The following is a 13,821-nucleotide window of genomic DNA, read 5'->3' as shown; positions in this document are numbered from 1 at the left end:
CCGTTTGACACATTTTAAATCCTATGGCGAAACTTGTCAATACGTTTTGCAATAAAATTTAAGAATTTCTAAACGGTATTATTGCATTTATTAACATTCCAATATATAATAACAAAATGAAATAAGGGGGTTATTGCATGGGAAGGTACTTTGATAAAGGCTTATTTAGTAAGCGGCTGCTAGAGCTTATGGTGGATAACAACGACACGACTTACAGCCTGGGTGAACATTTGCACTTAAGCAATGCAACGATATCCAGATACACCACTGGTGACATTGCGCCAAAAATACCGACGATTGAAAAGATAGCAGAAAAGTACGGCGTTAACCCGGCATGGTTAACCGGAACGGAAGGCGCCAGTAAATACGTTGAAAAAACTATGCCCTCCAAGAAAATACCCATTATAGGAGCCATTGCAGCCGGCATCCCAATCCTTGCCCAGGAAAACATAGACGGCTATGAATACATTCCTGATAACGTGAGTATTGATTTCTGCTTAAGGGTTAAGGGAGATAGCATGATAGGCGCTCGCATTTTGGACGGCGATATCGTCTACATAAGGAAACAGCCGCAGGTAGAAAACGGGGAAATTGCTGCAGTAATAATCGATAACGAGGAAGCAACCTTAAAGCGGATTTATGCGTTAAACGGGAGCGTTATTCTCAGGGCTGAAAATCCCAATTACCCGGATAAGGTATTCTCAAAAAAGGACATGAAGCAAATCTCAATAATAGGGAAAGCGATATTTTTTAAATCGGAGGTGAGATAAGAGTGGCTAGTATTGCAAGAAGGCCAAACGGTAAGTGGCAAGCAACTATTTACATGGGCAGAGATGAGAATGGTAAACAGATTCGTAGATACGTTACTGGACAATATTTGAAGGAGGTCAAGAGAGCAGCCAGGGCCATAGAGATGGCTAAAAAGGAGTTGAAGTAATTGGCTAGCTTTAAAAAGCGACCAAATGGAACATGGCAGGCTACCATTTATGTAGGCCGGGATTCAAACGGAAAGCAGCTGTTCAAATACGTTACCTGTGACTCGCTAAAAGAAGCAAAGAGTAAGGCCCGGGAGATCGAACAAGAGATAGAAGAAGGGCGCTTCGTCCACCTCGACAATACCAGGGTCGTAGCCTGGATTGAGAAGTGGATGGAAACTAAAACGCTCTCGCCGTCCACCAGGGCCACATACAAAAGTTATATTAAGAACCATTATACCCCTTATTTCGGAAATTTGAAGCTAAAACAGTTAAATGAGATCCACATTAAGAGATTCATGGCCGAGAAAAGTAAAACAGTTTCTCAGGCCAGTGTGCGCCGCATGACATCAGTGCTTAAAACTTCCCTTGCAGATGTAATGAAGCAAAAAAGCCCGGCCAAGGACATCAAGCTGCCGAAAGAGGAAAAGTATACGCCCAGGGTCCCCAACGATAAAGAGATGGAAACCATCCACAATGCAGTTAGGGGTACCAGGGACGAACCCATAGTGCTTTTAGCAGCTTGGTGCGGATTGCGCCGAGGTGAAATTTTTGCTTTGCGCTGGAATGATATCGATTGGAATAATGGCACTCTCAGAGTTGATGAAGCAAAGAGTATAAATGAGGATAATTTATACGAGGATAAACGGCCCAAAAGCGAAAACGGACTCCGCGAAGTAATTGTGCCGGAATACTTAATGGGGCTGCTTGAGGATATGCGAAAGCCTAAAAAGCGGAAAAGAAAAAAGAAGGACCAGGAGCCGACCAACATCGTAGAGATAAGCAATAACTCAGATCACCAGATATTTAACATGCGCCCGGACAGTTACTCGAGCTATTGGGCAGCATTCGTGCGAAATAAAAAGCTGCCAGAAATAAGATTTCACGACCTGCGGCACTACCACGCCAGCTGGCTATACGCCAGGGGAATACCGGACCAATATGCCGCCCAAAGGCTAGGACACGACATACGAGTTCTAAAGACGATATACCAGCACCTGGGCCTGGACAGGCAGCATGAGATAGACAACAACATCAGGCAGATGTATGACAACCAAAACAAAAAAGAAGAAACCCGCCAAACTTCCGAGTAAGGCGGGTTTCCTTTTAAAAATTTTGTTAGGCATTTGTTGGGCATTGGCCCTTTTTTGCTGCCCAACGGGAACCGCTCTCAGCCCCCGTGTACCAACTGGTCGGAGCGACAGGAGTTGAACCTGCGACCTCTACCACCCCAAGGTAGCGCTCTCCCAAACTGAGCTACGCCCCGATTATCATATTTTTCACCAGAGCAACTTGCCCTGTCGACAAATGTTATTATAGCGAAAGCAAAAACAAAAGTCAACATAAAAACTTAATCAATTTTTAATTTAATGTTATCGGGGAACCTCCCTAAGTAGATTTTAACAATACTATTTACTTTTGGGAGGTTCATATCTGCCTATTAGCTTGTATTTTTACACTACAAATTTTTGGACCATATTATCTAGTACAATGGCTGACTGTCGTAAATCTTCTACCATTTTATTCTCCTCTTCAATAATAGCAGCCTGCTCCTGTGAAGCCGCCGCCACATTCTGGATACTGGCAGACATAGTAATGGTGGCCCGGGTTATCTGTGCCATCTTTTCCACAAGTTCCTCAATGTTAATTGTAATGGTTTTAAATACCTCTCCTGCTTCTTGAACCCTTTGACTGCCCATTTCTACCATTTCATTTCCTGTCAGCATTTTGTCTACGGAATCCCGAACACTGGCATAAACATTCTCAATTACCCCATGGATTTCCCTGGTGGCAGCACTGGTTTGTTCAGCCAGTTTTCGAACCTCATCCGCCACCACTGTAAATCCTTTCCCATGTTCACCGGCCCTAGCAGCTTCAATGGCTGCGTTCAAAGCTAATAAATTGGTTTGCTCTGCGATTTGTGTAATGATAGTTGTAATATGTTGGATTTTCTTAGACTGATTCTCAACTTCGGAAATAGCCCGGGAAATCTCATTGGTTGATGACTTTATACCTTCCATTGCTCCAATGACTTCACCAATTTCTTCCTGACCGTGCTGAGCACTAAGGGACACTGAGCCAACCATTTCGTTGATATTTTCCGCACTGGCGGTAATTTGTTCTGTGGTAGCCGCAACATTGCTGATATCACTGGCATTTTTGTCGCTGGCTTCATGGATTTGTTCCATGCTTACGGCCATACTGTTGCATGCTCCGGTCACCCTATTGGTAGAATCTTTTACTCCACCTATAATTGTTTTTAAATGGTTCGTCATTTCATTGATGGAATCTGACAGTATACCCAACTCATCCTTTCTGGCAATAGTCAGACTGTAAGTTAAATTTCCCTGGGCAATGGCCCTAGCTCCCTCTCCTACCATCTTAATAACATTAACCATTTTTCCCGTGAAGTATAGGGAAATCACCAGTGCACTGGCCAGAATAAGAAGAGTTATGATAATAATCATATTTCTAGCACGATAAAGCTCTGCATAGGCTTCCTGTTCCGGCTGCTGGACAAACAATCCCCACCCGGTCTTTGGAATTTCTGAATAATATACAAGTTTTTTAACACCATTATCTGCATAGGTATCAAATCCGCTTTTCCCGGCTAATGCAGCTTTCACATACGCTCTATTCATAATATCCCCATTGATGGCTTTGGCATCTGGGTGGCCGATGACTTTACCTTGTTTGTCACAAACATAGAAATAACCTTCTTCACCAAACTTGTATTTCACCGCCAGAGAACTTATTGTTTCCAGCTTTATATCTGCGCCCAGAACCCCTACAAAGCGTCCCTCTGAATCTTTAACGGCTAAGGCTACAGTCATACATGGCTTGCCTGTTGCTTGATCAATATAAGGGTCGGTACAAACCATGGTTCCTTTCTTTACAGCTTCCTGGTACCAAACCCTTTGCCTTGGATCAAAATCTTTGGGTAGTTGTTTTACAGGGGCAATGGTAATTTCACCTGAACCTGTAACAAAATAAATATTTTGAAACTCACTCTGGTTTTGTGCACTTAATAACAGTTTTAGAATTTGTTTTTTATCTTGACTTTGAAATTCCTGGGCTAAACTTAAGTTCTTAACTATTTCCCCCTTGGAATCTAGAAAATGTTGAATTTCCTCACGGATAATAAGGCTTGCAACCATCTCTCCTTCTTTCACCTTTTGGTTGATGGCCTTCTCCATTTTACTAATGGACAACCATGAAACTGCCATTACACAAACAATCAGCAAAATAGCAATAAACACACTCACTTGAAATTTAAGACTTCCCGATGGTTTAATTCTGGAACTCGGAACCATAGACATGCAAGATATCCTCCCCTTAATTTTAATCCTTCATTTTGTCTGGCAAAAATTAATAATAAAAAAAATACACCATAAAATAATTTGGTGTATTTTAGTAGCCTAGCCGTCCTGGCATTCGCTTTAGACCCATGGCTTTGCGTCCCTGACTTTCACCAGGTTTGCCCTGTTTGTTAAGTTTTATTGACAGATACAAATATTTTGGTAATTTATACCTATTTGTTATTTCGATTCGACAAAATGTATTTTTTTCCTTCCTTTAGTATAAATTATTTTAACAAGAAGGATTATCATTGGGGTTAATACAAAAGTCAAACTTAGATGCTTTCCCCTGACAGTTCAAATTCTGCTAGAATCAAGGTATGGTCGGAAGGTTTTTCCCGGCGTCTTGGTTCCATATCAATCCAAGCTCTGGTGGATCGCTTTGCTAGGGACTCTGTGGCCCAAATATGATCAATACGCCAGCCTAAATTCCGTTCGACCCCTTTAGGTATTCTGTAGTCCCAAAAGGTAAAATGACCTGCCTCCGGTTCATGCATACGAAACACATCCTGAAATCCCCATTCCTTTACATATTGTAAGGCCAGATGTTCCTCTGGATGAAAACCCACTTTACCATACAACCTTTTTGGGTCATGAACATCTTTAGGCTCCGGTGCTACATTAAAATCACCCATCCAAAGAAGTGGTAAAGTTGATAAATAATTTGTGTTAAAGTAGTCTCTCATGGACTTAATCCAAGATAGTTTATAAGAAAATTTGGGGCTGTTTACTGCTTGTCCCTGGGGAATATAGGTGTTAATGATCGGAATTCCTTTAACCGAGGCTGCAAGAAGCCTTGCTTCCCCTGGTTCTGCAACATCCCCCAGATCACTGTTTAAAGGGGTTATTGGATGTGGGCTTAAGATTGCCACACCATTATAGGATTTTTGGCCTTTATATATGGCATGAAAACCTTTCTCCTTAAAAAAATCCTCCGGAAAATCTATATCCCTTACCTTCGTTTCTTGCAAGCAAATAACATCCGGACAATTTGTTAAAAGCCATTCCAAAAGTAATTCCTTACGGCTACGGATTGAGTTAACATTAAAACTTGCCACTGTAAACTTCATATAAATCCTTCCTTTTACTTAAAACTAATCTTTATTCTTTGATAACGTTATAAGATATCTGATACGCCAATAAAAAATGCGGTATAAACCGCAATATAAAAACCAGTTAATTTTTCTTAACTTCTGTTAGTACTATCTTTAGACACAATATCAGGCTCAAGAATAATCCAAGAACCAGCCACATGTAGTGGCACCCACTCCTCTCTGTTTTTCGAGATTAACCCAGCGTTCTGCAGCAGCAAATTTAAATATGCCCATAGTCCATTACTACCGTTCATATACTGCAATTTAACTCATGGGCAGTTACTTATGGTATTTACCTCTGTTATACCACTATCCTATTCGGAGGACTTCCTTTCTATATCTTTTCTAAAATTAAATCTCTTCTTTGGGAAATTTAAATTTTCTTCCAAAAACCTTATTAAAGTTCGTTACTTTCTTATAAAGTTCTCGAATCTCTAAGTCTGCATTTTCCGCAGTTACACAATCAATTTGCACCTCTTTTTCTTTAATGGTGCAAATGACATCTTCAATGACTCCCGCTTCTGTTCTATCCAAATTTTCTGCCATGCGAACCAGCACCCCTAATCTGCGAACGAGGATTCCATCCTGCGGAAATAATACATCAGAGTGCTGTTGAAGTTTAAATTTCAGATCTACCTTGCCGTGGCTGGCAGCAATTAGGGATACCAAAACCAGTTCTCGGTGGGACAATCCATTAAGTCTCGAGTTTAATAGCACATACATGGTATGTTTATGGTGATTGTAGTAGCTTACTGTATTCCCGACGTCGTGAAGCAGCGCAGCTATGCGAAGTATTTTTCTCTCCCACAACCCATAACCATGCAATGGCTTCAATTGATCAAACAATGAAAGGGATAGTTTGGCAACATGTTCTGCATGGTACCTTCTAACCTGGTATAAGTCCATAAAGTTTTGTACACTATGCTCAGTTACATTATTAACAATTGGCTCCGGCCAATCCTTAAACAAATAATCATAAAAGACCCCTTCACGTAGACCTAATCCACTAATACGAACACCGGGTCCTCCAATATGCTCAATTAGTTTAGAAATAATGGCTAAGCCACCAACAATAATGTCGGCCCTTTCTTTTGATAAGCCCGGAATCCCCTTACGTTCCTCAACAGATATGCTTTGAAGTTGCTTATAAATCTCCTTAACCCGTTCGGAATGTATCCTATAGTTGTGCAATAGGTTTAAACTATATCGTGTACGTTTGCGATCAATCCGTCCCAAGTTACGGAAAGTCCCTCCTACACCAATAATCTCTATGCCTCGGGTGGATTCTAACCAAGGAACCGTTGCAAACTGTTCTTTTAAAAGTCTTTCTAACTTAATAATTTGTTCAGGATCAGGTATTGGTGTGGATAAATAGGTTTCCGTAAGGTTTACGGTACCGATGGGAAGACTGGTCCAATGGATGATTTTACGATCACGGCAGAGGATTAACTCGGTGCTGCCACCCCCAATATCTACAATCAGAACGTCATTAAACTCAAGACTATTAACAACACCCAAGTATACGTAGCGAGTTTCTTCAGAATCCGAAAGAATTCTGAAGGATACTCCCGTTTCCCTCATAATAGTTTCTAAAGCCTCATTACCATTTACTGCATTCCGTATGGCAGCAGTTGCTACACCATAAATGCTATCAACCTGGTTGGCCCGACAAAATTTTTGAAACAATCGAATGGTTTGAATGGCTCTATCCCTGGCAGGTTTCTTGATAACCCTTTCAGGGCCCATATTTTCCCCTATTCTTGCAGTCTCTTTTATTTCATCCAAAAGTTTATAGGAATCGTTATTACCGATTTTCATAAGAATAAGACGTATTGAGTTAGAACCAAGATCAATAATCCCGATATTCCTGGACATGTTTTCCTCCCAATTTTTGTGTAAATTGTTTAATATTGTTAAGCAAAATGAAACCAAAGTTTTATCTTTTATTGTAACAAAATATATGGATTGTTACCAAGTACGTTTTTGTACATCTGAGAAAGAAAACTTAGCTTACGCCATATCCTATAGGTCTGGAGAGCCTTTAGGCGACAGCGTAAGACTTCGTTGCCCTTATGGCATGTCAGAAAGTATAAGCTTTTCGATATGCTTAAAAAAAGATCGCTGCCAGTGATCTTTTAAGATTCAGTTTGCGCAAGGTTCTTTTCTATTTCCGGTTCCTGTTGTTCCACAGAGTTTTCTCCCATTGGCTTGTTTGTTTGCTCAGGGCCAACTTTCACTTGTTTTGCACGGGCATGATAATAACTGGTGGGTAACGCTTCTCTTTTAATAACCACACCCTTTTCCCGTATAACCCGTTCTGACTGGGCCTTAAAACCAGGAGAACCGGCTTGTATTAAAATTTCCTGACCTGGCTGAAGTTTAGGGTCAGTTTCCTTTTTTACATCTGGTTCTATGATTTCCGTTACCCAACTGCGAATAAGAATGTCTCTTTTTTGATTGACATCCCCATAAACCTGAACAGTAATATAATCTCTACCAACAATGGTTCGCAGATAAAGATGTCCCGGCAAAGTATTTTTGAATTTAAAATCAAGGAAATCCCAGGCAACCGCCGCATCCCGCCCCAGGGGAACATAACTAATGGCCAAAGAGTGATTATGTCTTTCACTGGGAGTTAGATTTGCTAGTAAAATAGCGTTATAAAGTGTAGTTGATACCTGACAAATACCACCTCCCAGAGCATCATCGAATTTGTTTCCTACAATCACCGCTGCGGGTCGATAACCAGCATTGCTTGTCCGTTCTCCCACTCTCCTGTTGAAAGAAAACTCCTCTCCGGGAGCCAGTATTAAACCATCTATCTTCCTAGCTGCAGTCCTTATATTGATAGTGCGATTAACATTCTTACCGTTAAAATTTGTGGTGAAGCTAGAAATCTTTCCATTGATATTCAACCCTTGAATATCTGCTAGGGTTTTAGCGGCAAAAGTTTCTATAATTTTAAATTGCACCCTCGGGTTTTCCTGATTTACACTGGCTTTTAATAGATCTTCACATAATTTTTTTACATCAACCTTGATACCCTTTTGATCTGGCTTTACCAATATCTCTTCATTATCCAGTACTGTTAGCACAGCATCGGTGGCAGGTCTCTCAATAGTTTGAAAAATAGGTGCCAGTACCGTTTTTAGTTTCTCTTTGTTCACTGCCATAGTAAGAGTAATTTCTTTTTTTTCTGGATAAAAATAGGTAGTAATTTCCTTTATGAAGGAATGTTCTTTCCCCTGCAGTGCCTTATACAAAGTGTCTTCCACATTAACAACCACACCAAGTTGTTGTAAGGAAAAAGTCCAAGATTTGTCTTGATAAGTCAGGGTGGCTTGCCTGTTCATGATACTTTCTGCTATCTGCACTAGTCTTTGCTCTGCCTGCTTTTTTTCAAGGTTAGACAGTTCAACTCCCTGGACATACGTACCTGCAGGTATTTTTCTGGCCTCTGCACTTTCCATTTCAAAAAATGCTACGGCTACTCCTATAAAAAAAGCAACTATACCTAACAGAACAATTCTTCCTGCCATTTTATAACCCCTGGCTTGCTTGGACATTCTTAAAACCTTCCTTTAATGACTAGTTAAATAATATTTCAGTAGAACTGACGCAAAAAAGTACAAAAAGTTACTGTTTTTCCTGTATTTTAACTATAAGAAAAAAATTTTTTTAATTCTAGCTTAAATCTACTAAAAAGCTAAATTAACAAAATCTTGTTAATTTAGCTAAGACTAATTCTGTCTACAAAAACAAACAATAAGCAAAAGGAGGGAAATAAAATGAACAAAGAAAAACCCATGGAAAAAGGCTTTGCCGGAATTAATTACAGAGCTACCAGCGGGAAAGTTCTTCGCAATAACTTTTTACAGACTCCTGAAAAAAATAAACATAAATAAAACATGTTTTTTCCCTTGAAAAAGGAGGCAAAGGGATTTCATTATCTAGCGCAAGCGGAGATAATGAAATCACAAATACAAAGGTAGTACAACAACCTAAAAACAGGGGTTCTCCCTGTTTTTAGTGATGTTCAAACTCACGTGGCTTACAGATAATTTCTTTAATCTTTGTATCAAAGAAGAATTGTGAATGGGCTGGTACCATTGCCAATGCAGTATCTGCTCCTTTACCACTGCCTGCAACCACCACAACCTCTTCACCGTAAGGTATTAAACCTGCATCAAGGGCCATCCCGGCTACCTCTACACAGACCTTAACCCCCTGCCCAAACATTCTTAGGGTATAAGCCATAATCTCTGTTGGATATATGCCTTGAAATTTGTAACGAAGGGCTCTATCCAAACCAGCCATCAGGTGAGTGGTTGACAAAACATCAATCCCCGACTGTTGTAATCTTTTTTTAACCTCAGGCTTTATGCTAAGTTGTCCAGGTTCCTTAAATCCAGCCTGGTAAGTAACACATATAACCCTTCTGTCACAGCCGATAAATTTTTCCGCCGTGTTACCAGTGCTGGATGCCACAACTACATAATGGATTCCTTTATCCTTTGCATAGTTTAATGCTGCCTCAATGGTTGCTTGAGTATTTTCCTTGCCTGCCCTTGCCCAATAGACCAAAAAATCACTCCCTTTTTTCTTTTTACTACTTTATCAAATTCCTAATATATCTGTAAAATTTTATATCTTAAATATACAAACTTTTTTAATTGTATTGTAGGAAAATTTGTATAAAAAGAGAATAATTTTAGTATCGTTAAAAAAGGGGGGTTTAGATTGATTAAAGTGGGTATTGTAGGAGGTGGCCAAGGTGGCTCAGCAATGCTTCGCTTAATGTCCTCTCTCACTGATATCACTGTAATCGGTATAGCGGACATCAACGAAAATGCCCCTGCCTTTACAGTAGCCAAAGAATTAGGTATCCCTACGTTTTTAGATTTTAAACAACTCCTTCAGTCAGCCAATTTGGATGTTGTTTTAGATGTTACTGGTAATGCCTCCGTAAATCAAGCCATTTTAGAACATAAACAAGCTACTACCCACTTGGCCGATCCTGTAATTTCTAAGCTTATGTACACCGTTGCCCGGGGACAGGAGGAGTCGGCACAAGAACTGAAAGGTCAAGCACAGCAGCTAGCCTCGATGGCAGAAGAATTAAACAGTACTGTACACAGTGTACCCTCGGCCATCAAGTCAGTGACTGGAGCATTAGAAACCCATTGTGAGAAATTAAATTCTGCCGTCTTCCAGGCAGAAAAACACATTAATGATACCGATGAAGTGATTGAATTTATTAAAAAGGTTGCTGATCAAACAAAATTGCTTGGCCTTAATGCAGCCATTGAGGCCGCCAGAGCAGGCAACCATGGCCGGGGCTTTGGTGTGGTAGCCAATGAAGTTCGAAAGTTAGCTGAGGATAGTGTTGTTTCTGCCAAAAAAATCAGTAATATTTTAGGAAACATAGAAGATTCTATGAAAACAATCATCCTTGGCATAGATGAAACCGCAACTATTGCTCAAATGCAACAATCTACCACTGACAAAGTTGATGAGGCTACCAAGCAGTTAGGACAAATAGCAGATGAAATGAAGGTATTTGCCCATAAGCTATCAAACTTTGCTAGTTAATTTAGACAACCCCTAGGCTGATTCTTTTTTTAGAGCAGAATATTAACTTTTATTTTTTTACATAATAACTACTATGAAAAGTCTTGCTGTTTTTTCATTAAAACAATTATCCATACTAATATTAGTGGCGCTTTGGGTGATTGTCTTTACTATTATTCCTACTCCGACCAGCTTGTCAGAAGCTGCAACTGAAAAACAGAATAAAACTCATATCATGTGCCTTTGGACAGATCACCAGACTCTTAAGGCCCTAACCCTGATGACCTTTGACTCTAACACAGGTAAAATTAACATTCTTAGTCTCCCTGTTTTTGCTTCCTTATCAGGGAGCAATAATGAACCATCCACCATTGGTCTGGTATGGGAGGAAACAGGAAGGAATGGATTGAGGAAACGATTAGAAGGTGTTCTGGGAATTAAAATTAATGGCTATATCTCCTTTGATCAGCCTGTTATTGAACAGGCCAGTGAACTGGTCGGAACATTTAACGTTAATGGCCGAAAAACGACTCTGCTTTGTGCCTTTGAGGATACGCGAACCGAACGCCGTAAGGATGATCAGGATGTTCTTCGGGCCATGGCCGCCAATATTATTTCGCCTAACAAAATTAAAGTAGTTCCCCGTCTATTATGGATTTTTACCGCGGAGGTACATAGTGACATTCACCCCAATATGATGTTAAGGCTTTACAGGGTAATTAGTCACCAAGGGCCAGCCATTCTTACCAAAAAAGCGTTGTATGGGCAGGATTATTATTTAGACGGCTGTCGATACCGCTATGTAGAACCTGCCACCTGGAAGAACATTATCAATGAAATAAGTGCTTGACCCACCGGGTTAAGCACTTATCTGTTTTAGGACATTGCCATTAATAAGCCAAGTAATAAACTTAAAGTTCCCCCAGCCCATAAGATTACCCACTTTTTTCTCCCCGTATTTTCCTTGGTTAAAAATTGCAAAAAAAGCCCTACGATACCAACAAAAATGAGGATTCCTCCCATTAACACAAAAAAGAAACTAACTGCTAACATTCCCTGGCTCCTTGCTAGATATTTCTTTAATTATAACATTAATTAATAAAAACAACTTTACTTCGGTTAAATCATTCAAAAGTGAACTATTTCTAATCAAAAAATATAATTTTTTGTCTCCAATCAGATATTTCAATGAGGTGATACATTTCCTTAATAATCCCTGGACCATATTTCATAACATAGGGAAATATGTTGTATACCCTTTCTTGCCATTGCCCCATAGGTTGTGTCATGTGTTGGATTTTTTGTAATTGCTGAATAGCAACTTGATTGTTCTTTCTATGACGTTGCTTGACTTTTTCTTCAAAGGAGTTAACAACTCTTATTAATCGTTTTAAATTCTCTTTACCCATACCCTCGATATCAGGGTCAAGGATAGATAGCTTTTTCACAACTTCTCCTTGTTTTTCCTTTAATGTTCCACGTAATTCATTGAAAACAGTCTCAATACCAAGCTGATCTTCTTGCTGAAGGTAGTTTTCAATGAATTCTTCTAAGCCGTATGTAAGACAACTTAGAGGCACTTGGTATTTGGTTATTAATCTTTTTATGAGGGGTTCTATCACTGTAATATTGGGACGTGGATAGATGACCGGCATTTTCATTGCAAAATAATGAAAAATTCTTTTGAGCAGGGCATAATAGCTAATTTCCCCGGGACCTGCCACATAGGCCAATACTGGTAAAAGTTTTTCTTGAACAACCGGGCGCATAACCACGTCAGGACTAAACTTTGCCGGGTTCGTTAAGCACAACTCACCTAACTGCCCTTTTGTCCAAGTCCTTGTACCATCTTTGTTGGAGATCAAACCTTTTTTATAATATAAAGCTTCTCGATACCCATGTTCGTTATACCAGAATAGATGCAATTTGTCCTTCTCACCTTGTACTTGAGGGGTGTAACCGCAGCCAAGCATTTGTTGACAACTGGCTTGAAGCAATTGATTAACTGCCGGTGCTGTGGTAACCACTTTATAAAACAAAGAAGCTGTAATTGCCCGTACTTGTGGCAATACCGGGTTTATGAATACAAGTCCATAATCCTTAAACAGGAAGGTCATCAGTTTTCCAAACCATTCAGCTAGGTTGGCAGCTTCATGGGCTGTTCGTTTAATTAACTCTATGCCCTGGTTTTTCCAACCAATGGGTGGCAACAAATCTTCCAGTTCTTCTAAAAGCAGAGCAATATCCGGTATGGGAATATTCCCCACTGATATTCTACCGGCCGGTTTTCCTGCTAAGGTAATTCTTTTAGGACCCTTTGCAGTAGGTATAAAGATATGGTTAATTTCTTCATGGTCGTGATCGTCGGCACCAATCCAAAATACCGGGATAACCTTACGATTAAGTTCCTTTGATAGTTTTTCAGCCAACCCAATGGTACCCATGGCCTTATAAATTGTATATAAGGGACCTGTAAGTATTCCTGGTTGTTGCCCAGTTACTACAGTCAGTGCCTTTCCCTGGTCCAGTAGTTCAATATTATGTAAAGTTTTTTCTCCACAGCCAAGACCTTGATTAAAATCCTTCAAGTTTTCTGCCAGAGCCACCAGATGCTCCTTCGGCAAAGCCAGCTCATGCTCACAACGTGTTTTATACTCTTGCAGTTGGTGGGGATTATACTCAAAAAAATGCTTTACTTGGCCAAAGTCCCGCATATAGGTGCCAGGGAACGGCTGGGAATAAAAAGAGTCTACATACTCAATACGCACATTGTTTCCTCCCGATAAAATAAAATACTTGTATCTTTCTCCTTTTTAGTATGGT

At 40.0% G+C, this 13,821-nt stretch carries 12 protein-coding genes, 1 tRNA gene and 1 riboswitch; of the genes, 5 read left to right on the top strand and 8 right to left on the bottom strand.

What is annotated here, in order from left to right; genetic code table 11:
- The first annotated feature begins 137 nt into the window (after positions 1-137).
- Genes DRED_RS06370 through DRED_RS06365 form a run of 3 tightly spaced genes read left to right on the top strand, consistent with a single transcriptional unit; the run spans position 138 to position 2,068 of the window.
- A complete protein-coding gene (locus DRED_RS06370; RefSeq protein ID WP_011877543.1) occupies positions 138-770 on the top strand; it encodes a LexA family protein in 633 nt (210 codons plus the stop codon).
- A gap of 2 nt (positions 771-772) precedes the next feature.
- Positions 773-937: a hypothetical protein gene (locus tag DRED_RS18650; protein ID WP_156779610.1), complete on the top strand. Its 165-nt coding sequence runs from the start codon at positions 773-775 to the stop codon at positions 935-937.
- Positions 938-2,068 (top strand): tyrosine-type recombinase/integrase, encoded by a 1,131-nt coding sequence (locus tag DRED_RS06365; protein WP_011877542.1) that lies wholly within the window; start codon positions 938-940, stop codon positions 2,066-2,068. It abuts the gene before it with no gap.
- A 96-nt stretch (positions 2,069-2,164) separates the two neighbouring features.
- Here the strand turns inward: DRED_RS06365 and DRED_RS06360 are convergent.
- From DRED_RS06360 to DRED_RS06335, 6 genes are all read right to left on the bottom strand, one after another.
- Positions 2,165-2,241, bottom strand: a tRNA-Pro gene (locus tag DRED_RS06360).
- Between the two features lie 187 nt (positions 2,242-2,428).
- Complete coding sequence (locus DRED_RS06355) at positions 2,429-4,294, bottom strand: methyl-accepting chemotaxis protein (RefSeq protein ID WP_011877541.1); 1,866 nt, start codon at positions 4,292-4,294, stop codon at positions 2,429-2,431.
- A gap of 90 nt (positions 4,295-4,384) precedes the next feature.
- A riboswitch (cyclic di-GMP riboswitch) is annotated at positions 4,385-4,467 on the bottom strand.
- A gap of 141 nt (positions 4,468-4,608) precedes the next feature.
- Positions 4,609-5,403: an exodeoxyribonuclease III gene (gene xth / locus DRED_RS06350; RefSeq protein WP_011877540.1), complete on the bottom strand. Its 795-nt coding sequence runs from the start codon at positions 5,401-5,403 to the stop codon at positions 4,609-4,611.
- A gap of 375 nt (positions 5,404-5,778) precedes the next feature.
- Positions 5,779-7,302, bottom strand: coding sequence for a Ppx/GppA phosphatase family protein (locus tag DRED_RS06345; protein WP_011877539.1), 1,524 nt, complete (start codon positions 7,300-7,302; stop codon positions 5,779-5,781).
- A gap of 260 nt (positions 7,303-7,562) precedes the next feature.
- Positions 7,563-8,993, bottom strand: a complete 1,431-nt coding sequence (locus DRED_RS06340; RefSeq protein WP_041274500.1) for a VanW family protein — start codon at positions 8,991-8,993, stop codon at positions 7,563-7,565.
- A 460-nt stretch (positions 8,994-9,453) separates the two neighbouring features.
- Complete coding sequence (locus DRED_RS06335) at positions 9,454-10,011, bottom strand: pyruvate kinase alpha/beta domain-containing protein (protein WP_011877537.1); 558 nt, start codon at positions 10,009-10,011, stop codon at positions 9,454-9,456.
- Positions 10,012-10,167: 156 nt separating this feature from the next.
- Between DRED_RS06335 and DRED_RS06330 the strand changes: the two genes are divergently transcribed.
- A complete protein-coding gene (locus DRED_RS06330; protein ID WP_011877536.1) occupies positions 10,168-11,019 on the top strand; it encodes a methyl-accepting chemotaxis protein in 852 nt (283 codons plus the stop codon).
- Between the two features lie 73 nt (positions 11,020-11,092).
- A complete protein-coding gene (locus DRED_RS06325) occupies positions 11,093-11,848 on the top strand; it encodes an LCP family protein (RefSeq protein ID WP_011877535.1) in 756 nt (251 codons plus the stop codon).
- A gap of 26 nt (positions 11,849-11,874) precedes the next feature.
- Here DRED_RS06325 and DRED_RS19020 read toward each other — a convergent pair whose 3' ends face one another.
- Entirely contained in the window at positions 11,875-12,051 is a 177-nt protein-coding gene (locus DRED_RS19020) for a hypothetical protein (RefSeq protein ID WP_198006936.1), read from the bottom strand.
- Between the two features lie 92 nt (positions 12,052-12,143).
- Positions 12,144-13,766, bottom strand: a complete 1,623-nt coding sequence (bshC, locus tag DRED_RS06320; RefSeq protein WP_011877534.1) for a bacillithiol biosynthesis cysteine-adding enzyme BshC — start codon at positions 13,764-13,766, stop codon at positions 12,144-12,146.
- Positions 13,767-13,821: the final 55 nt, after the last annotated feature.

This window comes from Desulforamulus reducens MI-1 (assembly GCF_000016165.1).
Lineage (GTDB): Bacteria > Bacillota > Desulfotomaculia > Desulfotomaculales > Desulfotomaculaceae > Desulfotomaculum > Desulfotomaculum reducens.
This window is presented reverse-complemented; position numbering and strand designations above follow the sequence as displayed.

Bases quoted from the DNA above. Each gene is read 5' to 3' on its own strand.
- DRED_RS06370 (WP_011877543.1), top strand. From the start codon at position 138: ATGGGAAGGTACTTTGATAAAGGCTTATTTAGTAAGCGGCTGCTAGAG.
- DRED_RS06355 (WP_011877541.1), bottom strand. From the start codon at position 4,294: ATGTCTATGGTTCCGAGTTCCAGAATTAAACCATCGGGAAGTCTTAAA.
- xth (WP_011877540.1), bottom strand. From the start codon at position 5,403: ATGAAGTTTACAGTGGCAAGTTTTAATGTTAACTCAATCCGTAGCCGT.
- DRED_RS06345 (WP_011877539.1), bottom strand. From the start codon at position 7,302: ATGTCCAGGAATATCGGGATTATTGATCTTGGTTCTAACTCAATACGT.
- DRED_RS06340 (WP_041274500.1), bottom strand. From the start codon at position 8,993: ATGTCCAAGCAAGCCAGGGGTTATAAAATGGCAGGAAGAATTGTTCTG.
- DRED_RS06325 (WP_011877535.1), top strand. From the start codon at position 11,093: ATGAAAAGTCTTGCTGTTTTTTCATTAAAACAATTATCCATACTAATA.
- DRED_RS19020 (WP_198006936.1), bottom strand. From the start codon at position 12,051: ATGTTAGCAGTTAGTTTCTTTTTTGTGTTAATGGGAGGAATCCTCATT.